This window comes from Ottowia sp., from assembly GCF_035444425.1.
In the GTDB taxonomy this organism is placed as follows: Bacteria; Pseudomonadota; Gammaproteobacteria; order Burkholderiales; family Burkholderiaceae_C; genus Ottowia.
Map to the genome: position 1 here is coordinate 13,166 of NZ_DAOMOQ010000022.1, position 22,154 is coordinate 35,319.

General features: G+C 67.5%; 14 protein-coding genes. 7 read left to right on the forward strand and 7 right to left on the reverse strand.

The window, feature by feature from the left end:
• Window positions 1–7: 7 nt before the first annotated feature.
• From rpoN to PK606_RS10085, 6 genes are all read left to right on the forward strand, one after another.
• Complete coding sequence (gene rpoN, locus PK606_RS10060) at window positions 8–1,570, forward strand: RNA polymerase factor sigma-54 (protein WP_324563429.1); 1,563 nt, start codon at window positions 8–10, stop codon at window positions 1,568–1,570.
• Between the two features lie 132 nt (window positions 1,571–1,702).
• Window positions 1,703–2,353 (forward strand): biliverdin-producing heme oxygenase, encoded by a 651-nt coding sequence (locus tag PK606_RS10065; RefSeq protein ID WP_324563432.1) that lies wholly within the window; start codon window positions 1,703–1,705, stop codon window positions 2,351–2,353.
• Entirely contained in the window at window positions 2,350–4,500 is a 2,151-nt protein-coding gene (locus tag PK606_RS10070) for a GAF domain-containing protein (protein WP_324563435.1), read from the forward strand. Before PK606_RS10065 ends, PK606_RS10070 begins: the two co-directional genes overlap by 4 nt.
• Before the next feature lie 76 nt (window positions 4,501–4,576).
• Complete coding sequence (locus PK606_RS10075; protein WP_324563437.1) at window positions 4,577–5,866, forward strand: THUMP domain-containing class I SAM-dependent RNA methyltransferase; 1,290 nt, start codon at window positions 4,577–4,579, stop codon at window positions 5,864–5,866.
• A 66-nt stretch (window positions 5,867–5,932) separates the two neighbouring features.
• Window positions 5,933–6,352, forward strand: a complete 420-nt coding sequence (locus PK606_RS10080) for a putative toxin-antitoxin system toxin component, PIN family (protein WP_324563439.1) — start codon at window positions 5,933–5,935, stop codon at window positions 6,350–6,352.
• A 58-nt stretch (window positions 6,353–6,410) separates the two neighbouring features.
• Complete coding sequence (locus PK606_RS10085; protein WP_324563441.1) at window positions 6,411–7,988, forward strand: aldehyde dehydrogenase family protein; 1,578 nt, start codon at window positions 6,411–6,413, stop codon at window positions 7,986–7,988.
• Window positions 7,989–8,049: 61 nt separating this feature from the next.
• Here PK606_RS10085 and PK606_RS10090 read toward each other — a convergent pair whose 3' ends face one another.
• The 6 genes from PK606_RS10090 to PK606_RS10115 all read right to left on the reverse strand — a co-directional run bounded on the left by PK606_RS10090 (window position 8,050) and on the right by PK606_RS10115 (window position 14,085).
• A complete protein-coding gene (locus PK606_RS10090) occupies window positions 8,050–9,042 on the reverse strand; it encodes a branched-chain amino acid ABC transporter permease (RefSeq protein ID WP_502920824.1) in 993 nt (330 codons plus the stop codon).
• A 3-nt stretch (window positions 9,043–9,045) separates the two neighbouring features.
• Complete coding sequence (locus PK606_RS10095; protein WP_324563443.1) at window positions 9,046–9,930, reverse strand: branched-chain amino acid ABC transporter permease; 885 nt, start codon at window positions 9,928–9,930, stop codon at window positions 9,046–9,048.
• A 42-nt stretch (window positions 9,931–9,972) separates the two neighbouring features.
• Entirely contained in the window at window positions 9,973–11,196 is a 1,224-nt protein-coding gene (locus tag PK606_RS10100) for an ABC transporter substrate-binding protein (protein ID WP_324563446.1), read from the reverse strand.
• Between the two features lie 111 nt (window positions 11,197–11,307).
• A complete protein-coding gene (locus tag PK606_RS10105; protein WP_324563449.1) occupies window positions 11,308–12,528 on the reverse strand; it encodes an ABC transporter substrate-binding protein in 1,221 nt (406 codons plus the stop codon).
• Window positions 12,529–12,581: 53 nt separating this feature from the next.
• Window positions 12,582–13,295 carry an ABC transporter ATP-binding protein gene (locus tag PK606_RS10110; RefSeq protein ID WP_324563451.1) on the reverse strand — a complete coding sequence of 238 codons (714 nt, stop codon included), beginning with the start codon at window positions 13,293–13,295 and terminating at the stop codon, window positions 12,582–12,584.
• Between the two features lie 13 nt (window positions 13,296–13,308).
• Window positions 13,309–14,085 carry an ABC transporter ATP-binding protein gene (locus PK606_RS10115; RefSeq protein ID WP_324563454.1) on the reverse strand — a complete coding sequence of 259 codons (777 nt, stop codon included), beginning with the start codon at window positions 14,083–14,085 and terminating at the stop codon, window positions 13,309–13,311.
• A gap of 221 nt (window positions 14,086–14,306) precedes the next feature.
• On the opposite strand from PK606_RS10115, the gene PK606_RS10120 reads away from it, so the two are divergent.
• On the forward strand, window positions 14,307–15,887 hold the full coding sequence (locus PK606_RS10120) for an ABC transporter substrate-binding protein (protein ID WP_324563456.1): 1,581 nt from the start codon (window positions 14,307–14,309) through the stop codon (window positions 15,885–15,887).
• 31 nt (window positions 15,888–15,918) lie between these two features.
• Here PK606_RS10120 and PK606_RS10125 read toward each other — a convergent pair whose 3' ends face one another.
• On the reverse strand, window positions 15,919–22,152 hold the full coding sequence (locus PK606_RS10125; RefSeq protein ID WP_324563459.1) for an alkaline phosphatase D family protein: 6,234 nt from the start codon (window positions 22,150–22,152) through the stop codon (window positions 15,919–15,921).
• Window positions 22,153–22,154: the final 2 nt, after the last annotated feature.

Below are 22,154 nucleotides of genomic sequence, written 5' to 3' on the forward strand. Positions count from 1 at the left end.
GGGTGATGTGAAGCCCGGCCTGTCACTGCGCGTTTCGCAGCATCTCGCCCTGACGCCGCAGCTGCAGCAATCGATCCGGTTGCTGCAACTGTCGACGCTGGAGCTGGCCAGCGAGATCGAGCAGATGCTGGACGACAACCCGTTCCTGGAACGCGACGACGACAGTGCGCCGCACGAGGAGTTCGGCCTGTCGCGCGCCGACGCACGGGTCAGCGAGGGCGACCGGATCCAGGAGCAGGCTGCGGACGCTGCCGCCAGCGATGACGCGCCCGAGCCTGAGACGGGGTTGCCGGATGACTGGGACGGTGACGACAGCGTCGACATCGTGGTCGATGAAGCCGAGTGGGGCGGCGAGGCGCCGGCGCGCGCCGGCGGATTCGACGACGAGGGGCTCGACCCCGGCGAGCGCGCCCATGGGCAGGAGTCGCTGACCGGACACCTGCATCGCCAGGCGCTGGCCCTGCGGCTGTCGCCGGAAGACGCTGCGGTGCTGGGCTTTCTGATCGAGTCGCTGAACGACGATGGTTACCTGGAGGACTCGATCGCGCAGCTGGCCGCCACGCTGGTCGGCGGTGACGACGACCTCGAGCAGCTGGAGCAGCTGGTGCACCGCTTCACATTGGCGCTGGCGCTGCTGCAGTCGCTGGAGCCGGTCGGCGTCGGCGCGCGCAACCTGGCCGAATGCCTGAGCCTGCAGCTGAAAAGCCGGCTGGCGGAGCGCGACGTCGGCGCCGAGGAGCGGGGGTGCCTGCAGACCGCGCTGAAGATCTGCGCCCTGCCGGGTGCCCTCGAACTGCTCGCCCGGCGTGATGCGAAACGGCTGGCGGCGCTGGTCGGCGAGGGCGAGGACGCGGTGCGCGCCGCCATGCAGACCATTGCGCGGCTCGAGCCCAAGCCGGGCCGGCCGTTTGCCGATGCCGAGAGCCAGGTGATCGTGCCCGACGTCATCGTCAGCGTGGCGGGCAGCGGCGCGCGGCAGCAGTTTCGCGTGCAGCTCAACCCGGACGTGATGCCGCGCCTGCGCGTGCACGAGCTCTACGCGGCCCAGTTGCGCGGCGGCAAGGGCGGTGACGGCCACCCGGCGCTCAGTGCCCGGCTGCAGGAGGCGCGCTGGTTCATCCGGAACATCCAGCAGCGCTTCGACACCATCCTGCGGGTGGCCGGCGCCATCGTCGAGCACCAGCGCAACTTCTTCGTCCACGGTGAACTGGCGATGCGGCCGCTGGTGCAGCGTGAACTGGCCGATGAACTGGCTGTGCATGAATCGACCATCAGCCGCGTGACCACCGCCAAGTACATGGCGACGCCACGCGGCACCTTCGAGCTCAAGTATTTCTTCGGCTCGGCGCTGGGCACCGAGGCCGGCGGCAGCGCCAGCAGCACCGCGGTGCGCGCGCTGATCAGGCAGTTCATCGCGGCCGAGGATCCCGCCAGGCCGCTGTCGGACAGCCAGCTGGCCGAGCTGCTGAAGGAGCAGGGCATCGATTGCGCGCGCCGCACCGTGGCCAAGTACCGCGAAGCCCTGCGCATTCCCGTGGCCAGCCTGCGCAAGAGCCAGCACGAGGCATAGGGCACCAGGCGAGCGGGCACGACGGAAGCGGCACGCGCACGACGGAGCGCGCGGGGGGCGCTCCGAGCGTCGGGTTCCATGCGCGCTCGGTGCGGATTCCGCCGTGCCTGGCCCGCTTACACTAGCCGGCCCATGAGCCAATCAACTTCCTCGGCGGCTGCCGCGGCGGCGTCCGGCCGCTGCGGTATGCGCGAGCGGCTGCGCGGCGCGACCGCCGAGCGGCATGCGCAAGTGGATCGCCGCATGCCGCTCGCGCGTGCGGCGCCGGATCTGCGCGACTACCTGCGCCACCTGTGCATCCTGCGCGACTGGCTGCACTGCAGGGTGTCCGCGGCGCCGCAGCTGGCCAGACTGGACACCGTGATCGCGCAGCGCCACAGCATCGAGCGCGATGCCGTGCTGGCGGCGCGGCTGGTCGGCCAGCCGTTGCCGGAAGTGAGGATGCTGGACCATCCGGCGCCAGCGCGCCGCGCGGTGCCCGATGTCGAATCGAATGAGCGTGCCGCCTTCGATACCGGAACACGCTACGTCATCGAAGGTGCCGCATTGGGTGGCCAGGTGATGTATCGGCGCCTGCACCAGGCGCTGGCCCCGCATCCGCTCGAACACTTGCGCGGCGGTGGCGCGCCCGAGGTCGCCGCGCGCTGGCGCGCCTTCCTGGCCGAACTGGAAGCCGGGCCATGGTCGCCGGCGCTGGCCGCGGCGGCGTGCCACGGCGCGCAGGCGGCGTTCGATTGCCTGCTGAAGCGCATCGACGCCGAGGCCGAGGTGGCGCTGCCGTGACGCCGGCCAATCCCCCGGTCACGCTGGCCAACTGTGACCAGGAGCCGATCCACATTCCCGGCCTGATCCAGCCGCACGGCGTGCTGCTGGCGCTGGACCTGGCTGATTGCGTGGTGCATGCCAGTGCCAATCTGCCGTTCTGGTTCGGTGCTGCCGCGCCAGCGTTGGGCGAAACGCTGCTGCCGGCGCATTTCGAAGGCCGGCAGCAGGTACATCAGTTGATCGCGATGGCGCGCGATGCCGAGCTGGATGGCGGGCAGGTGGTGGTGCAGCACGCGGTCATCGACATGGCCGGGCAGGTGTTCGATGTGTTCGCGCACCGCCATCGATCGGCGGTGATCGTCGAGTTCGAGCGCCGGGCAGCCGCACCCGAGCAGGAGGCCGACGTCGCCACCATGCTGCATGGCGTGGTGCAGCTGTTCCGCCAGCAGGCCTCGATCGAGGGGCTGATGGGCGTGGCGGCGCGCGTGGTGCGTCAGCTCACTGGATTCGACCGCGTCATGGGTTATCGATTCCGTGCCGATGATTCGGGCGACGTGATCGCCGAGGAGCGCCGGCCCGAACTGCCGCCCTACCTGGGCTGGCGCTACCCGGCCAGCGACATCCCGGCGCAGGCTCGGCGCCTGTACAGCATCAGCCCCATGCGGCTGATCGCCGATGTGGACGCGCCGCCGGTGGCGGTGCAGGGTCGGCCGGATGCGGATCAGCCGCTGGACATGAGCCACGCGGTGTTGCGCGCGGTGTCGCCGATCCACCTGGAATACCTGCGCAACATCGGCGTCGCGGCGTCGATGAGCCTGTCCATCATGGTCGAGGGTCGCCTGTGGGGCATGCTGGCCTGCCATCACGGCACGCCGCGCCAGGTGCCGTACCGCGTGCGTTCGACCTGCGCGCTGCTGACCGAATTGCTGGCGGCGCACGTGTTAGCGCGACTCGGCGCGCAACGCGGTGCCGAAATCCTGGTGCACGAGCGCCTGCGCGGGCAGTTGATGGATGATGTCAAGGGTGCGTCGCGTGCTGTCAGCGTGCTGGCGGGCCAGGCACCCGAGATCATGCGTGCTTTCGGTGCCGATGCCCTGCTGGTGGCGCAGTTCGGTGCCGTCCAGGTGCACGGGGAAGTGCCGGCCGAACTGCAGGCGCCGCTGCTGCGCTGGCTGGCCGAGCACCTGCCGCCGGAGCGCGTGCTGGCCACGGATGCGCTGGCGGCACGGGCTCCGTCATTGCGGCCGTGGCTGGGCGGCTGGGCCGGTGCGTTGGCGCTGGGCTACGACGAACCCAGCCAGGCGATGCTGGTGCTGCTGCGCCGCGAGCAGGTGGCCACGGTGGATTGGGGCCACGATCCGAACAAGCAGGTCGGCGTCGGACCATCGGGGCCGCGCCTGACGCCACCCGGCTCGTTTGCGTTGTGGCGCGAGACGGTGCGTGAGACGTCGGAGCCCTGGAGCGAGATCGAGATCGAGTCGATGCGCCGGCTGCAGACCGATCTGAGCCGCTCCGTCGCGCTGCGGCGCGCGGAAATGGCGCACTACCGAACCATGGTTGAAGCCGCGTTGACGCGGCAGCAGCATCCGGCGGGTGCGGGTGCCGCGGTGGCGCCGGGGCATGAAGGACACACGGAACTGCTGATCCGCCAGGTGCTGGAACTGGCCGAGTTGCGCCAGCCCGGCATGGTGTCGGACCGGCGACCGGTCGACCTGCAGGCGCTGGTGGTCGAACGCGTCGAACATGTGCGCGCGCAGCACCCTGGTGCCTCGGTGTTCGTCGATGTCCCGGCAGGCGATGCCGAGGATGACCGGCCGCTGGTCCTGGGCGAGCGCGCACGCCTGGTGCGCATGCTGGACGCCCTGCTCGACAACGCGGTGCGTTACGGCACGGCTGGCGAGTCGGTGGTGGTGCGGCTGTACCGGTCGCCGGATGCGGTGTCGATCGAGATCAGCAACATCAGCGCGATGATCGATTCCGCCATCGTCGCGGAACTGTTCAGCGGCACAGCCTCGTCGGCGTCGCAGGATGACCTGCGTGCCGGTCTCGGCTTCGGGCTGTACCGGGCGCAGTCGATCGCGCATGCCCACGGCGGCAACATCTCCTACGCGTACGACGAGCCGTTCGTCACCATGTGCGTGACGCTGCCGAGGGGCCCGGCCTGAGCGGCGCGGCGCCGTCATGCAGGCAGGTCCGCTGCCGCCTGCGACAATGGGCGCCGATGCCTGCCGCCGCCGTTCCATGTCCGCGCTGACCCTGTTTCTTCCCTGTGCCGGCGGCGTGGAGGACTTTCTTGCCGACGAGGTGCATGGTCTGACGGGTCTGGTCGGCCAGGATTTGCTCACCGTGCGTGGCGGCGTCCGGGTACGTGGCGATCCGGGCACGGCCATGCGGCTGAACCTGTGGAGCCGACTGGCGCAGCGCGTGCTGATCGAACTGGCGCATGCACCCTACCGGGATGAACAGGACCTGTACGCGCTGGCTGCCGGTGTGCGGTGGGAGGACTGGTTCAGCGCGCACCAGACCTTCCGTGTCGACCTGACCGCGCAGGGCAGCCCGCTCAGGAGCCTGAACTTCGCCACCCTGCGCATCAAGGACGCCGTGGCCGACCGCTTCCGCGCGCAAGCCGGTGGCGTGCGACCCAGCATCGACACGCGCCGACCCGATGCGCGGGTGCAGGCGCACCTGACGGCGACCGACGCCAGCCTGTACATCGACACCAGCGGCGAGCCCCTGTTCAAGCGCGGCTGGCGCCAGGACAAGGGCGATGCGCCGCTGAAGGAAACCCTGGCCGCCGCCATGCTAGCCGCCAGCGGCTGGTGGCGCCCGGCGGCGCGGCAAGTCGCCGACGCGCCGCTGTACGACCCCTGCTGCGGCAGCGGCACCATCGTGATCGAAGCCGCCCAGTTGGTGCTCGGTCTGCCGCCAGGCGGCCAGCGGCGCTTCGGCTTCGAGCGCCTGCGGCCGTTCGAGCGCGCCGCCTGGCAGGCGATCAGGGATGAGGCGGCAGCGCTGCCGGCCGCGCGTGCCGAGCCGCGCGTGTTCGGCAGCGACGTCGCGCACCGCATGGTCGACTTCGCCCAGCGCAATGCCGAGCGCGCCGGTGTGGCGCGCGCGCTGCAGTTGCGCGGCGGTGATGCGCTCCAGCGTCTGCCGCCCAGCGACACGCCCGGCGTGCTGCTGATGAATCCACCCTACGGCGAACGCATCGCCGCTGCCGGCGTGGCGGGGCAGAAAGCGCGCGGGCGCGAGGCGTTCCAGGGCGGCACACTGGCGCGCCAGCGCAGCGGCGCCACCGACGCCGACGAGATCAATGCCGGCGACGAGTTCTTTGCCCGCCTGGCCGCCCACTGGAAGAGCCACTACGCCGGCTGGACCGCCTGGCTGCTGACGCCCGACCTGAAGCTGCCGGCGCGGCTGCGGCTGAAGGAGTCGCGCCGCGTGCCGCTGTGGAACGGGCCGATCGAATGCCGCCTGTTCCGCTTCGATCTCACGGCGCGCCGACCCGGTTCGGACGCGCCGGCGCGCTGAGCCATGGTGCGGACCGGGGCGTCTGTGGCCAGCCGCGCGGCCGGGACCGTGCCGCCGGCGCCCGCCATGGTGGTCATCGACACCAACTGCGTGCTCGACCTGCTGGTGTTTGGCGATGAGCGCGTGGCCGGCCTGCAGGCGGCGCTTCAAGCGGGGCGGGTGCGCTGGTGCGCGACGCCGCCGATGCGCGCCGAACTGGCACGCGTGCTGCGCTATCCCCGCGTCGCGCCGCGCCTGGCGCTGGCCGCGCTGCACGAGGATGAGGTGCTGGCGGCGTTCGATGACCGGGTGCTGCCCTGTGATCCGGCGCCGCCGGCTCCGGTGCGCTGCCGCGACCTGGATGACCAGATGTTCATCGACCTGGCGGTGCAGCGGCGCGCCACCCTGTTCAGCAAGGACGCGCGCGTGCTCGGACTGGCACGGTCACTGCGACCGCTGGGCGTGATGCTGGCGCGCGCCTGGCCGCTGGACGTCGAGGCCGCCTGATCGTGCGGCACCGCGGCAGGCCCTAGACTCGCCGCATCAGTCAATGCAGGAGACGTTCATGGCCGACAGCGCGCAGTTCAAGCTCACCTATTCCACCATGTTCAATCCGCCGCCCGAACTGCATGCGCAGTTCGATGCGGCCCTGCAGGGCTTCAGGCGCGACGCCATGGGCCGGGACTGGCCGATGTGGATCGGTGGCCAGCCGGTGGCCGGCAGCAGCTTCGTGGAATGCCGCTCACCGATCAACCAGGACTGGCTGATCGGTCGCTTCGCCGACGCCGGCGCCGACGAGGTCGATCGCGCCGTGCGGGCCGCGCACGCCGCCTGGCCGGCCTGGGCCGCGACGCCGTGGCGCGAGCGCGTGGCGCTGCTGCGGCGCGCCGCGCGCCTGATCGAGCAGCGCGTCTACGCCATCAGCGCCGCGGTGGCGCTGGAGGTCGGCAAGAACCGCATGGAGTCGATCGGGGAGGTGCAGGAGACGGCCGACCTGATCGACTGGTACTGCGAGCAGATGGAGGCCCATGACGGTTTCGACCGCGTGCTGCCGGACGACCCGCTGCCGAACTTCCGCAGCCACAACCGCACGGTGCTGCGGCCGTATGGCGCGTGGGCGGTGATCGCGCCGTTCAACTTCCCGTTCGCGCTCGCCGGCGGGCCGCTGGGGCCGGCCCTGGTGGCCGGCAACACGGCGGTGTTCAAGGGCTCGCCCGAGACCTCGCTGTCGGGCTGGCTGCTGCTGGAGTGCCTGCGCGATGCCGGGCTGCCGCCGGGCGTGATCAACTTCGTCACCGGTGGCGACGACACCGGCCGTGCGCTGGTGCAGCACCCGCAGGTGGCGGGCATCACCTTCACCGGCTCGCATGCGGTCGGCATGCAGATCCTGCGCCAGACCATGCAAGGGCGCTATCCCCGGCCATGCATCACCGAGATGGGCGGCAAGAACGCCACCATCGTCAGCCGCCACGCCGACCTCGAGCGCGCCGCGCTGGGCATCCTGCGCTCGGCCTTCGGGCTGTCGGGGCAGAAATGCTCGGCCTGCTCGCGCGTCTACGTCGAGCGGCCGGTGGCCGACGCGTTGCGCGAGCGCCTGGTGCAACTGACGCACGAGATCGCGGTGGGCGATCCGACCCAGCAGGCCAACTGGATGGGGCCGGTGATCAGCCGCGCGGCGTATGAACGGTATGAGCGCCTGGCCGAGCACCTGCGTCGGGTCGGGCAGGTCGATGCCGGCGGCCAGTGGCTGACCGATGGCGAGCTGGCGCACGGCTTCTTCGTCGCGCCGACGGTGGCGCGTGCGCCGCTGGATGACGCGGCCTGGATTGATGAGCACTTCCTGCCGCTGGTGCTGGTGGGCGAGGTTGATTCGGTCGACGAGGGCATCGCGCGCGCCAATGCGAGCGACTACGGCTTGACGGCGGGCTTCTACGGCGCGGCCGACGAGGTGGCGCACTTCCACGAGCGCATCGAAGCCGGCGTCACCTACGCCAACCGGCCGCAGGGCGCGACCACCGGCGCCTGGCCCGGCTACCAGCCGTTCGGCGGCTGGAAGGGCAGCGGCAGCACCGGCAAGGCGATCGGCTCGTTCCACTACCTGCAGCAGTACCTGCGCGAGCAGTCGCGCACGGTGGTGGAGTAGGCGCGGATCAATGAAAAAGCGGGCCGATGGCCCGCTTTTTCCTGGTGTGCGCTGGCTTCCGTCAGAGCGACTTCTTCAGCGCGGCGCCGATCTCGCCGATGATGCCGCGCCGGAACAGCAGCACGCACACCACGAAGACCACGCCCTGCACCACGGTGACCCAGGCGCCGAGCTGGGCCAGGTAGTTCTGCATGGTGACGATGATGGCGGCGCCGACCACCGGGCCGAAGATGGTGCCCATGCCGCCGACCAGGGTCATCAGCACCACCTCGCCCGACATGCCCCAGTGCACGTCGGTCAGCGAGGCGAGCTGGAACACGATGGCCTTGGTGGCGCCGGCCAGACCCGACAGGGTGCCCGACAGGATGTAGGCGTAGAGCTTGAACTTGTCGGCGTCGTAGCCGAGCGAGATGGCGCGCGGCTCGTTCTCGCGGATCGCCTTCAGCACCTGGCCGAAGGGCGAATGGATGATGCGATAGATCAGCAGGAAGCCGCCCAGGAAGATCGCCAGCACGAAGCTGTACATGGCGGTCACGTTCGACAGGTCGATCAGGCCGAACAGCTTGCCGCGCGGCACCGCCTGGATGCCGTCCTCGCCGCCGGTGAACGGCGCCTGCAGGCTGAAGAAGAACACCATCTGCGCCAGCGCCAGCGTGATCATGGCGAAGTAGATGCCCTGGCGGCGGATCGCCAGCTTGCCGGTGACCCAGCCCAGGATCGCGGCGCACAGCGTGGCGAACAGGATCGCCAGCTCCGGCGTCAGGCCCCAGACCTTGGCGGCGTGGGCCGAAGCGTAGCCGGCGCCGCCGATGAACATGGCGTGGCCGAACGACAGCAGGCCGCCGAAGCCGAGCAGCAGGTTGAAGGCGCACGCAAACAGCGCGAAGCACATCACCTTCATCATGAACACCGGGTAGATGCCGATGAACGGGGCCAGCGCGAAGAAGCCGGCCATGAGCACGAAGACGATGCGGTGCCGGCCGACCGGGTTGTCGGCTGCGGCGCTGGCCGCCGGTACGGCGGTGGCGGGAACGGGGGTCGATGCGGTGGCCATGGCTTACTTCTGGGTTCCGAACAGGCCGGCCGGACGGATCATCAGCACGATGGTCATGATGACGAAGATCACGGTGGTGGAGGCTTCGGGGTAGAACACCTTGGTCAGGCCCTCGGTCAGGCCGAGTCCGAAACCGGTGACGATGGCGCCCATGATCGAACCCATGCCGCCGATCACCACCACGGCGAACACCACGATGATCAGGTTGGCACCCATGCCGGGGCTGACCTGGTAGATCGGCGCGGCCATCACGCCGGCCAGTGCCGCCAGCGCGACGCCGAAGCCGTAGGTCAGGGTGATCATGCGCGGCACGTTGATGCCGAAGGCCTGCACCAGTTGCGGGTTCTCGGTGGCGGCACGCAGGTAGCCGCCCAGCTTGGTGCGCTCGATCACGAACCAGGTCGCCAGGCAGATCACCAGCGAGGCGATGATGACCCAGCCGCGGTAGATCGGCAGGAACATGAAGCCCAGGTTGGTGCCGCCCTGCAGTTGCGAGGGGATCGAATAGGGCAGACCGGTGGAGCCGTACTCGTTGCGGAACAGGCCCTCGATGATGAGCGCCAGGCCGAAGGTGAGCAGCAGGCCGTACAGGTGATCAAGCTTGTACAGGCGCACCAGCATGGTGCGCTCGATGAACAGGCCGGTGGCGCCGACGATGATCGGCACGATCAGCAGCGCCCACCAGTAACCGAGCCCCAGCTTGTTGAGCAGCAGATAGGCGCCGAAGGCACCCATCATGTACTGCGCGCCGTGGGCGAAGTTGATGATGTTGAGCAGGCCGAAGATCACGGCCAGCCCGAGCGACAGCAAGGCGTAGAACGAACCGTTGATGAGGCCGATGAGCAGTTGCCCCATCATGGCCTGGATCGGGATACCGAAGATTTCCATGCTGCGTCTATGCCTTGCGGTCGCTTGCTGCCGTCTGCGGGCTTACTTCTTCGCCACCAGCGAGCAGTTGCCCTGGTCGAGCGGACGGAAAGCCTGGTCGGCCGGAATGGTCTGCACCAGCTTGTAGTAGTCCCAGGGGCCCTTCGACTCGGCCGGCTTCTTGACCTCGAACAGGTAGGCCGGATGGACCTTGCGGCCGTCGGCGCGGATCACGCCCTTGCCGAACAGCGGATCGTCGGTCGGCAGTTCCTTCATCTTGGCCACCACCTTGGCGCCATCGCCATCTTCCTTGAGCGCATCCACGGCCTTCAGGTAGTGCAGCAAGCCGGAATAGACGCCCGCCTGCACCATGGTCGGCATCTTGCCGCCATGCAGCGCGGCAAAGCGCTTCGACCAGGCGCGCGTGGAATCATTGAGATCCCAGTAGAAGGTTTCCGTCAGCTGCAGGCCCTGCGCGGTCTGCAGGCCCAGGCCGTGGATGTCGCTGATGAACACCAGCAGGCCGGCCATCTTCTGGCCGCCCTTGACGATGCCGAACTCGGCCGCCTGCTTGATCGAGTTGATGGTGTCGCCGCCGGCGTTGGCCAGGCCGATGATCTTGGCCTTGGACGACTGCGCCTGCAGCAGGAAGGACGAGAAGTCCTGCGTGTTCAGCGGCACCTTGACGTCGCCCAGCACCTTGCCGCCGGAAGCCTTGACCACCGCGGCGGTGTCGCGCTCGAGCGCGTGGCCGAAGGCGTAGTCGGCGGTCAGGAAGAACCAGCTGTCGCCACCGCTCTTGACCACGGCGCTGCCGGTGCCGTGGGCCAGCATCCAGGTGTCGTAGGTCCAGTGCACGGTATTGGGCGTGCAGGCCTTGCCGGTCAGGTCGGACGTGCCGCCGGTGGAGTTGAGCATGATCTTGTTCTTGTCCTTGACGATCTCGTTGACCGCCAGTGCCACCGAGGAGGTGGGCACGTCAAGAATCATGTCGACGTTCTCGGAGTCGATCCACTTGCGCACGACGCTGGCACCAACGTCGGGCTTGTTCTGGTGGTCGGCCGAGACGATCTCGACCTTCAGCTTGGAGCCGGCTGCCTTGATGTAGTCCTCGACCGCCATCTTGGCGGCCACCACCGAGCCGGGGCCGGACAGATCAGCATAGGGACCGGACATGTCACTGAGAACGCCCACCTTGACGACGTTACCTGTGATTTCCGCCTGCGCCAGGCCGGCACTGGCCAGGCCCAGGCAGGCCAACATGGTGTAGAGCAGTGTGCGTTTCATAGTGACCTCTCCTTTAAGTATGGTCTCCGAAAGGTGGCCAGGAACACGCTGTCAATTCCTGGCCACCAGCGGGCAGTAGCGCTGCTCGATGGAGCAGCAACGGCTGGTCTGTTATTTCTTCGCCACCAGCGGGCAGTTGCCTTGGTCCATGGGGCGGAACGCCTGGTCGGCCGGGATGGTCTGCACCACCTTGTAGTAGTCGTACGCGCCCTTGGACTCGCTCGGCTTCTTGACCTCGAACAGATAGACCGGATGGGTCTTGCGGCCGTCGGCACGCACCTGACCCTTGCCGAACAGCGGGTCGTCAGTCGGCAGTTCCTTCATCTTGGCCACCACCTTGGTGCCGTCGTCGGTCTTGGCGGCTTCGACGGCCTTCAGGTAGTGCAGCACGCTGGCATACACGCCGGCATGGTCGGACGAGGGGTACTTGCCGCCGTGCTGCGCAGCGAAGCGCTTGGCCCAGGCGCGGCTGGCGTCGTTCAGGTCCCAGTACCAGGACTCGGTGATCTGCAGGCCCTGCGCCGTCTGCAGGCCCAGGCCGTGCACATCGGGCAGGAACACCAGCAGGCCGGCCAGCTTCTGGCCGCCCTTGACGATGCCGAACTCGGCCGCCTGCTTGATCGAGTTGATGGTGTCGCCGCCGGCGTTGGCCAGGCCGATGATCTTGGCCTTGGACGACTGCGCCTGCAGCAGGAAGGACGAGAAGTCCTGCGTGTTCAGCGGCACCTTGACGTCGCCCAGCACCTTGCCGCCGGCGGCCTTCACGACTTCGGCGGTATCGCGCTCGAGCGCGTGGCCGAAGGCATAGTCGGCGGTCAGGAAGAACCAGCTGTCGCCGCCGCTCTTGACCACGGCGCTGCCGGTGCCGTGCGCCAGCATCCAGGTGTCGTACAGCCAGTGCACGGTGTTGGGCGAGCAGGACTTGCCGGTCAGGTCGGAACTGGCGGCGCCGGTGTTGACGAAGGCCTTGCCCTTTTCCTTGGTCACCTCGTTGATGGCCAGCGCCACCGAGGAGGTCGGCACGTCGGAGATCATGTCGACGCCGTCGGTGTCGTACCACTTGCGTGCGATGCTGGAGCCGACGTCCGGCTTGTTCTGGTGGTCGGCCGAGACCACCTCGATCTTCAGGCCGGCCTTGGAGGTCTTCTGGAAATCCTCGACCGCCATCTTGGCGGCCAGCACCGAGCCCGGCCCGCCGATGTCGGCGTACAGGCCCGACATGTCGTTCATCACGCCGATCTTGACCACGTTGCCCGAGATCTGCGCCTGCGCGGCGCCGGCCACGACCAGGCCGATGCCTGCGATCAGGCTGCTCAGCAGTTTGCGTTTCATAAGGAACTCTCCTTCAGTGAGGTTACAGCCACAAGAAAATCTGTCCACCCGATCTACACGCCGAGGTACTGATGCAGCATCTCGGTGCTGTCGTGCAGCTCGGCGGCGGTGAGTTCGCGCACGATCAGGCCGCGCTCCATGATGTAGAAGCGATCGGCCAGCGGCGCGGCGAAGCGGAAGTTCTGCTCCACCATCAGCACCGTGAAGCCGCGCGCGCGCAACTCGCGGATCATGCGCGCCAGCGCCTGCACGATCACTGGCGCCAGGCCTTCCGAGATCTCGTCCAGCAGCAGGATCTTGGCGCCGGTGCGCAGGATGCGCGCCACCGCCAGCATCTGCTGCTCGCCGCCCGACAGGCGGCCGCCCGGGCTGTTGCGGCGCGTCTGCAGGTTGGGGAACATGCCGTAGATCTCGTCCAGGCTCATCCCGCCCTCGGCCACCACCGGCGGCAGCATCAGGTTCTCCTGGCAGGTCAGCGAGGTCATGATGCCGCGCTCTTCCGGGCAGTAGCCGACGCCCAGGCGGGCGATGTGGTGCGGCGCCAGCTTGACGGTCTCGACGCCGTTGATCTGCATCGAGCCGGTGCGCTTGCCGACCAGGCCCATGATGGCGCGCAGCGTGGTGGTGCGGCCGGCGCCGTTGCGGCCCAGCAGGGTGACGACCTCGCCCGGCATGACGTCGATGTTGACGCCGTGCAGGATGTGCGACTCGCCGTACCAGGAATGCACGTCCCTGAGGCAGATGGCGGGGGTGGATGCGGTGCTCATGGGAATTCTCGCGTCAGCCGTGGGCGCCCTGCAGCTCTTCTTCGGCGCTGCCCATGTAGGCTTCCAGCACCTGCGGGTTGTGCGAGACTTCCTCGTAGGGGCCCTCGGCGATGACCTCGCCGAACTGCAGCACGGTGATGGTGTCGGCGATCTTGCCGACCACGCCCATGTTGTGCTCGACCATCAGGATGGTGCGGTTGGCGGCCACCTTCTTGATCAGGTCGGTGACCATCTCGACGTCCTCGGCACCCATGCCCTGCGTCGGCTCGTCCAGCAGCATCAGCTTGGGGTCCATGGCCAGGGTGGTGGCGATCTCCAGCGCGCGCTTGCGGCCGTAGGGCAGGCCCATCGCCGGGACGTTGGCGAACTGCGCCAGGCCGACGTGGTCCAGCAGCTCCATGCAGCGGCCGTTGAGCTGGTCCAGCGTGCGCTCGGACTTCCAGAAGCTGAAGGCGGTGCCGAGCTGCTGCTGCAGCGCCACGCGCACGTTCTCCAGCACGCTCATGTTGGGGAAGGTCGACGAGATCTGGAACGAGCGCACGATGCCGCGGCGGGCGATGTCGGCCGGCCGCTCGCGCGTGATGTCGTGGCCGTCAAAGAGGATGTGGCCCCTGGTCGGCTCCAGGAACTTGGTCAGCAGGTTGAAGCAGGTGGTCTTGCCGGCGCCGTTGGGCCCGATCAGCGCATGGATGGTGCCGCGACGCACCTTGAGGTTGACGTCATTGACTGCTACGAAGCCCTTGAACTCCTTGACGAGCCCACGCGTCTCCAAAATGATGTCCGAACTCATGCGATCCGTCATGTCCTGCCAGCGCTGAAACCGGGCAATTATGGGTTCCGATCCGTGCCGGCCTGCTAGGGGTTTTCACTTGCCGAAGTAATTATGTTTGTTAACTTGTTCACGGCAAACCATGGCTGCGGCCGCCGTTCCGGCTCAGGGACTTCCCTCTGTGGAGTGCCGTGCAACTTGCCGATACTGCACGGCTTTGCAACCTCACAAGAGCATAGACCATGAACATCCGTACCCTGGCACTGGCCGCCATGGCCATCTGCTGCGTGCTGCCGCTGCAGGCCAAGACCTTCAAGTGGGCCAGCGCCAGCGACATCCCGACGCTGGACATCCATTCGCAGAACAACGCGCTCGGCAACGGCGTGCATGCGGCGATCTACGAGTCGCTGGTGTACTACAACAGCAAGACCTTCAAGCTCGAGCCGATGCTGGCCACCGCCTGGAAGCAGGTCAGCCCGACGCAGGTGCAGTTCACGCTGCGCCAGGGCGTCAAGTTCAGCGACGGCAGCACGCTGACGGCCGAGGACGTCAAGTACTCGCTCGAGCGCGCCATGGCCAAGACCTCGAACTACAACGTCTACACCCAGGGCATCGACAAGGTGGTGGCCAGCGGTGACAGCATCGACGTCTTCACCAAGTCGCCCAACCCGGTGCTGCTGAACCAGCTGACCGAGCTGCGCATCATGAGCCGCGCCTGGGCCGAGAAGAACAACTCGCTCGAGCCCAAGGACATCAAGACCAAGGAGGAAAGCCACGCCCACCGCAACGCCATGGGCACCGGGCCCTTCATGGTCAAGGAGTGGCAGCCCGACCAGCGCCTGGTGCTGGTCGACAACCCGAACTGGTGGGGCCACGCGGCCAAGGCCAAGGCCGGCAACGTGACCGAGATCATCTACACGCCGATCAAGTCCGAGGCCACGCGCATGGCGGCGCTGCTGTCGGGCGAGGTCGACCTGGTGCTCGACCCGACGCCGCAGGACCTGCAGCGGGTGCAGAACAACAAGGCGCTGAAGGTGGTGACCGGTCCCGAGAACCGAACCATCTTCTTCGGCATGGATCAGCACCGCGACGAGCTGGTGGGCTCCAGCGTCAAGGGCAAGAACCCGCTGAAGGACCAGCGCGTGCGCCAGGCGCTCTACCAGGCCATCGACATGGACTCGATCCACAAGGTGGTGATGCGTGGCCTGAGCCAGAACACCGGCACGCTGATCGCGCCGCAGGTCAACGGCTGGACCAAGCGCGCCGACCAGCGCTACCCCTTCAACGTGGCGGCGGCGCAGAAGCTGCTCGCCGATGCCGGCTACAAGGACGGCTTCGAGGTCGACTTCGCCTGCCCCAACAACCGCTACATCGCGGACGAGCGCATCTGCCAGGCGGTGGCGGCGATGTGGGCCAAGGTCGGTGTCAAGGCCAAGCTGCGCACGCTGCCGCTGGTGACCTACTTCCCGATGATCCAGCGCCACGAGGCCAGCATCTACATGCTGGGCTGGGGCGTGCCGACCTTCGACGCGCTGTACAGCCTGCAGTCGCTGGTGCGCAGCGTCGGCGCCGGCGGCGACGGCAACTACAACGTCGGCCGCTATTCCAACCCGCAGATGGACGCGCTGGTCGAGCGCGTCAAGGTCGAGACCGACCACAAGCGCCGCAACGAACTGATCGAGCAGGCGCTGATCCTGGAGCATCAGGACGTGTCGCACCTGCCGCTGCACAACCAGGTCATCCCCTGGGCGATGAAGCAGGGCATCGACGTGGTGCACCGTGCCGACAACCGGCTCGACTGGCGGCTGGTGACGGTCAAGTAGGCTTGATCGCGGCCGGGCGCGTGCGCCCGCTTCAACCCACCAGCACGCTGCGCTGCCGGGTGGACCATGCGGGCGCACGTCGGCGGTCGAACTGCACCAGGCGCAGCTTGATCTGGACCCAGCAGGCATCCGGGGCGGGCAGCGCGGCGATCTCGGCGTAGCCGTTGCCGTCCCAGGCCTCGGTCGCGACTTCCGCCGTCCAGCCGTCGACCAGTGTGATGGATTCGTGGGCGCGCACCTCCTTGGGGTGCACGTTGATGGCCGGATAGGGCGCGTAAAGCGGCGGCGCCACGATGGCGCAAGCGCGTCGCCGGGTTCCATCCGCGTGCTTGAACTCGATGCTTGAAACCGCGGCGCAGTGGTAGTCACCGGACAGCAGCACCACGCGCTTGGATTGAGAGCTGGCGATCATGTGCAGCACTTGCGCGCGCTGGTGCGGCGCAAGTTGCCAGTTGTCCGCATCGCGCGCAGGTGTTCGGCCGGACTCGCCGTTGTCATGGGTGTGCAGCCCAGGCACGACGACGGAGCCACACGCGATGATCTTGAGCTTGTCATCTGCCTGATCGAGCCATTGCTTCAGCGCCTCAAGCTGTTGCGGGCTGCAGAGCACGGGTTGCTTCTCATCGGCAGGGAACCGGATGCGTTGCGTCCGAGCATCGAGCACGAAGATGGCGCTGTCCGGTGCCGTGAAGCTGTAATCGAGGCTGTCCAGGCGGAGATTGCGCGGTGAATGCAGCCACTGGTAGGCGGCGAAACTGGCCATGCCGGCATCGGACAGCTGCCGTACGGACTCCTTGTAGGTTGAGGTGCCTGCAAGCGCAAGATCGGCCGACCATTCATCCATGATTTCATGGTCGTCGATCGCCATGTAGACCGGAATCCGCTGCGTGATGCGACGTATGCCCTCGGCAGCGAAGGCGGTCCGGTACGCGAGCGTCATTTTTTCCACCGGTGATGGGCTGTCGGCGAGGCCGGCAGTGGCGTCGGCATAGACCTGATCGCCCAGCATCATCGCGAACTGGGGTGCGAGTTCGCCGTTGCTCATGCGTTGATCGAGGTCCAGCAGCGTGAAACTGGCGCGAGACCGTTCGACGGGCAGGCCGGGATGGCGGCAGGATGCCGCCACGAACTGCAGCGATGCGGGTGCTCCTGCCTTCAGTGCGTATGGCTCGAGACGAACCTGGGCGGTCGGACCGTCGCGCCGCTGGCGCGGGCTGCGCAGCTTGCGCGAGGTCGTGCCAGGATTGGCACGCGTCGCGGTTTCAAGATCGAGCTGTTCCTGCTCGCGGAAGGTCTCATACAGCTTGGAAACTTCCCTGGCATCGTTGTCGCTCAAGGCTTGGCCACGGAGCCTGGGCGAGCTGGCAGCTCCAGTTTGAGGTGGGTCGACGGGTGGCGCATCGATGACTTGCTTGATGCCCAGGCCGCTTGGCGCAGCGGTGCCGCTCATCACTCGCATGGGCTCGGCTTGACCGACCCACTGCTGGCTCGCGAGGTTTTCGTGGATGTCGCGAGGCCAGTTCCCGCCCGGTGGAAGCGGTGCATGGGCGTGCCGGCTCAGCATCGTGATGCGGATCGGCTGGCCGTCCTGCAGCATCGACTGGTCAACGAACACGTCGGCGACAGCGACGGCGACATAGGCCGCACCGTCCTTGGGTGCCATCTGCCAGCCACTGGGATCGGCGGGTGGTCTTTCCCACTGCGTCAACGGGATCCGCAGCACCGGCCACGACACCATGTCAGACATGTTGCCAAGCCAGGTGATGACTCGCTCCGCCGGATCCGATGCGCCGTCGTCAACTTCGATCCAGACACGAACCAGGTACCCGGCCCGGTCATGGTCCTGTGCCGGCCGTGTCCAGCCGATGAGCGGCCCGGTCAGCGGCGCCACCAGCCGTCGCTGCTTCTCCGGTCGTGTCTGCACTGGCGCAGTGTCCGACGCGTCGTATTCCCAGGCGGCGGTCAGGAACTCGGCCAGCGGGTCGAGCACCTGCACCTGCATGTCGCGCCCTTTTCCGATCGTGCAGTCGAAATGGGCGAACTCCTTGGCGATGATCTGCCGAATGAGCTTGCGATCGTGCAGTTGCGGATGGATGCGTCTCAGTTGATCGTAGGTGCGCTTCGCGGATTCCACCGTGAACAGCGCGTTCTCGTCGCCATGCAGCAACGCGATCGGGATACCGAGGTGGCGCGCGATGTTCGCCTCGGTCACATACACGTTCTGGCCATCCGCGTTGACCAGACGTTCGTTCTCCACACAGCGTGACCCATGCACCAGCAGGCTGGTATTGGCGCGCCCGAAATAGATCGGAAACTTCTCGTGTGTCTCGGGCAGGATCCTGGCGTGGTGAACCACTCTTGATATGACGCCTGTCATGCGCTTGCAGGTGCAGGTGTCCAGGTGGGGGTCAAGGCCTGACCGTTCATGCGGACATTCCTGGTCGGCATCAACCGGCAGGCTGGCGAAAAGGCTGTCAAGCGCTCTTTCGAGATCGGTCGCGTGGCCTTCGGTCGCCGACAAGCGGAAGTAATCGATCCCCAGGGCGTCGCGGGCGAGTGCGCTCAGTGGCATCCGGGTCTGTGCGCTCACGCTGCCGACCAGGTACATCTGCATCTGCGAGAACACCACCCCCGCGAGCTTGCCGTAAGCACGCTGCGGGTCGTGCAGATGTCCGCCAAGCAGCGACATCGCCAGCGAGGCGGCGCCTACGCAGTGCGCCAGCGCGTAGATCTGTGCGGGCGCATCGGCCGCAAGGCCTGCATCCCTGCGCAGCTGGGCCAGCACGCGATCCACGGCAATCGGGATGTCGTAGGCCGCGATCTCGTCCATGGTGGAGGCCTGTTTCGAGGCGTCGAGGATGGTGCTGATCCGGTACTCGAGCATCCACACCTCGAAACCCTGCTCGTACAGCCACGAGGCCATGTTGCAGTGTCCCTGTTCGCGTTTCAGCTCCTCGGCGACGAAAGGCAGCGTGGATTGCGCGAAGCCATTGATCAGCAGGATCGCCTGGAACCGGTGCACGCCCGATGTCCTGCACAAGGCACGCTTCGGAGTCGTCGCCGGATACCGAATCATGCGCAGACGCACCTTGGTGTCCGGATCCTTGGCAGAGAGTTGCACCTCGAACGGCTCCTGAACCTGCGCCTCGACCTGGCGCCATGTGCCGGGACGATGCGGATCATCGACGGTCAAGGCGGGGAAACGCTCGGGCCATGGGGTCACAGGATCGCTGTCACGTTCGGCCAGGCCGGTGGTTGACAAGCGTTCCTGACGCCGGGAGTCGTAGCGGAAATCCAGCAACCGGGTCTTGAGCAGGAAGCGCAGCATCCACAACGGATATCCGGCCAGCGTAATCAGGGCGTCTGGCGTGTTGCCGCGCAATCCGAGCTGCGGGGCGTGCAGGCGTGTCATGTCGATCAAATCGAGCCCCAGGGTGCCGAAGCCGACGCGACGTGCGTCACCGTCGAAGACCTCGACCTGCAGCTCGGACAGCGACAGCCAGACGTTGGTTCGTTCGAGCCGTGGCCTGCGCTTCACTGGCGACTTCGGTGTGCCCGATGTCTGGGGTGTGGTCGCGCGCGGCTCCGGGTCGGGACGGCGACCCCGCCACAAAGTGTCGAGGACCGCTTGGAACAGTTCACCCCAGCTCGCTGCATAGCTGACGGTCTTGCGTCCGATCAGCACGTGGCTGACGCCTTCCGGGAGTCGGCGGCCCTGTTCGCGCAGGTGCAGGGTGTACCGCATGGTGCGCACTTCGCTGGCGTGCACGATCATCCGAGCCACGAGCTCCACCCATTCCATGATCTCGTGAAGCAAGGCCCTGATGGACCTGGCACCGGTGGTTGATCTCCGCGTCGGTATGCGACGCAGCCAATTCCCGATGTCCCGCGCGCCACGCACGACGAACCAGGTGATTGCCGTGCGCGCGACGGTGCCGCAACGCTGCCACCGATTGCCTCGGGGCGCTGTCGACAGCAGCTCCACGCGGCCACCGACGACCTGCATGCGTGCCCATGGAACCTGTCTGGGGTGCGGTTCGATCTTTGCCGGCACCGCCTCGTCCACGATGAACTCGGCGCGGTCGTGGTCGGCCATGATCCCGTGCACGTCGGCGCTGGGAGGAGGAATCTGCACCGTGTGCGTCGAGTCGGCGGCAAACGCTTCCATGCTGGGTAGCGGCAGGTGCAGCACCAGCTTGGCATCGGCCGGACAGAACGTGCCGTTGTCGCGCAGCCATGCGAAGCCGGACTCGGGTTCGCCGCGCTTGCGCCGCACGGCCCCGCCGGCCACCGTCGACCGCATCACTTCCGTGAAGCGCACCGGCACGTGGCGCGGCGCCGCTGCGAACGTTTTCTTGTCGCGCATCGGCGGTTGCGACACGGGTCCGGGAGTGGCCGGTTGCGTGATCCTGGCGTGCTCCTCGATCAGCATGTCCTCCTTGGTCAGGACGTCGATGGCGCGTTCGGCCAGCGCGGTGATGGTGAGCAGGGGGTTGACACCCAACGAGGTTGGCACGATCGCCCCGTCCAGCACGTAGAGCCCTTCATGGGCAGCCGCGCTGCCGGCGCATGGATCGAACACGCGGCCGACATGGTCGACCACGCCGGTCGTCACGTCGGTACCCATGGCACAGCCGCCCAGCGGATGCACCGAGAAGCTGGGGCCGCGTGGCGGGTTGTCCAGCAGAGGCGCCAGGTTTCGGGGAATGGGCTCCAGCCTGGGATTGCTCAGCAGCATGCCGTGACGTCCCCGGATGGCATTCAGGTAGACGTGCTGCACTTCTGCGATGCGCTGGTTCTCCTGCGTCGGGTAGTGCAATGCCAGGCGGTCCGTACGCGGATCCCAGGTGATGCGCCCGCACGCGGCATCGTGCCCCATGAGCAGCAGGACTTGCGTGTGGGACAGGCTGCGCGCCTGCAGGGCGGCCCAGTCGAACGGTTCACGCCTGCCGTTCCCGCGCGAGGGCCGCATGTCCCGCGTTGTCAACTGGACCAGCATGCCGTAGGAGCTGATCAATTCGTGGAACACACCAGCCAATGCCCGTGGAATGGCGGCGTCCTGAATCAATACTTCACGCTCGAGGTCGTCGCGGTCGCGCACACGGATGCTGCCGCTGATCGTGGGACCGACCCCCGGTGCGTCGCGCGCGAATCCGGCGGCGCCCTGGCCGATGCCATTCACCGGTTCCTGCGTCAGGTAGGCAGCGGCCAGGTTGTCGCCGTTGGTGGCCAGCCGCTCGCCCAGGCAGGCCGAAAACACCAGCGTGGGTGATCGACTGCGCAGCAGCAGTTCCGTGCTGCCCAGCGATCCTGCCGCCAGGATGACCCTGCGGGCGCGCAGCACGAGCTCCGGCGCGTGGCCGCCACGGCGCAGGTGCTTGCGGTCCTGCGTGGCGACGCAGTGCACTTGCCAGCCATCGGCGGCGCGCGACAGGCGCAGCGCCGTCACGCCGGTGTACAAGTCTGCGCCGGCGGCGCGGGCGCGACGCAGGTAGGTGTGCGTCAGCGTCTGCTTGGCGTTGAAGTTGCAGCCGGCCACGCATTCACCGCAGCCCACGCACACACCCGACGGCAAGCTGCCGAGCCCGAGCAGCTTGTCGGTTGCGGTGTCGACATGGCGTACCGTCAGGGATGGTCTGGCGTCGAAGCTGCACCGGCCTTCCTTCCGGACGAGATCCTGCAGGCTGGCCGCAAGCTCTTCGAGGCGTTGCGCCTTCAGGGGTTTTTCCAGCACCGCGTCCGTCGAGCGCGGACCAGCGGCGCCTGCGAAAGTGCCTGGAAAGGCGCTGGCGCCGAGGCCATGGCGGGCCTGCTCGAAATAGACGGACATCGTCTTCCCATCAATGGTGCCGGGCCAGAGCCTGCGGCCATGCCGGGTTTTCTCGAACACCTCGTCGTCGGGCGCGATCACCATGTTGGCGTTGATCTGGCTGCCGCCTCCCAGGGCGTTGGCTACCAGAACGTCGAGGCCGTCGCCCAGCCGGACGTCGAACAGCGCGGTTTCGTTGCCGACCACCTGCGATGTCGCGTGATTGTCGATCCGGATCTGGCCGAACGCCTTGCCCAGGCCGTCCGGGAACTCGCCGCTCAGGTATTCCAGGCCGCGCTCCAGCACCGTGACCCGTACCCCGCGCTCTGCCAGGCGTTGCGCCGCCACCGCACCGCCGTAGCCGGAGCCGATGACCAGCACCTCGAACACCTTGTCCGGGTCCTTGCGGATGGCCTCGCGCAATGCATCCATGCTGCGCGACAGTCGCTCGTCCATCG

Bases quoted from the DNA above. Each gene is read 5' to 3' on its own strand.
- PK606_RS10065 (WP_324563432.1), top strand. From the start codon at position 1,703: ATGAGCCAATCAACTTCCTCGGCGGCTGCCGCGGCGGCGTCCGGCCGC.
- PK606_RS10075 (WP_324563437.1), top strand. From the start codon at position 4,577: ATGTCCGCGCTGACCCTGTTTCTTCCCTGTGCCGGCGGCGTGGAGGAC.
- PK606_RS10080 (WP_324563439.1), top strand. From the start codon at position 5,933: ATGGTGGTCATCGACACCAACTGCGTGCTCGACCTGCTGGTGTTTGGC.
- PK606_RS10085 (WP_324563441.1), top strand. From the start codon at position 6,411: ATGGCCGACAGCGCGCAGTTCAAGCTCACCTATTCCACCATGTTCAAT.
- PK606_RS10090 (WP_502920824.1), bottom strand. From the start codon at position 9,042: ATGGCCACCGCATCGACCCCCGTTCCCGCCACCGCCGTACCGGCGGCC.
- PK606_RS10095 (WP_324563443.1), bottom strand. From the start codon at position 9,930: ATGGAAATCTTCGGTATCCCGATCCAGGCCATGATGGGGCAACTGCTC.
- PK606_RS10100 (WP_324563446.1), bottom strand. From the start codon at position 11,196: ATGAAACGCACACTGCTCTACACCATGTTGGCCTGCCTGGGCCTGGCC.
- PK606_RS10105 (WP_324563449.1), bottom strand. From the start codon at position 12,528: ATGAAACGCAAACTGCTGAGCAGCCTGATCGCAGGCATCGGCCTGGTC.
- PK606_RS10110 (WP_324563451.1), bottom strand. From the start codon at position 13,295: ATGAGCACCGCATCCACCCCCGCCATCTGCCTCAGGGACGTGCATTCC.
- PK606_RS10115 (WP_324563454.1), bottom strand. From the start codon at position 14,085: ATGAGTTCGGACATCATTTTGGAGACGCGTGGGCTCGTCAAGGAGTTC.
- PK606_RS10120 (WP_324563456.1), top strand. From the start codon at position 14,307: ATGAACATCCGTACCCTGGCACTGGCCGCCATGGCCATCTGCTGCGTG.
- PK606_RS10125 (WP_324563459.1), bottom strand. From the start codon at position 22,152: ATGGACGAGCGACTGTCGCGCAGCATGGATGCATTGCGCGAGGCCATC.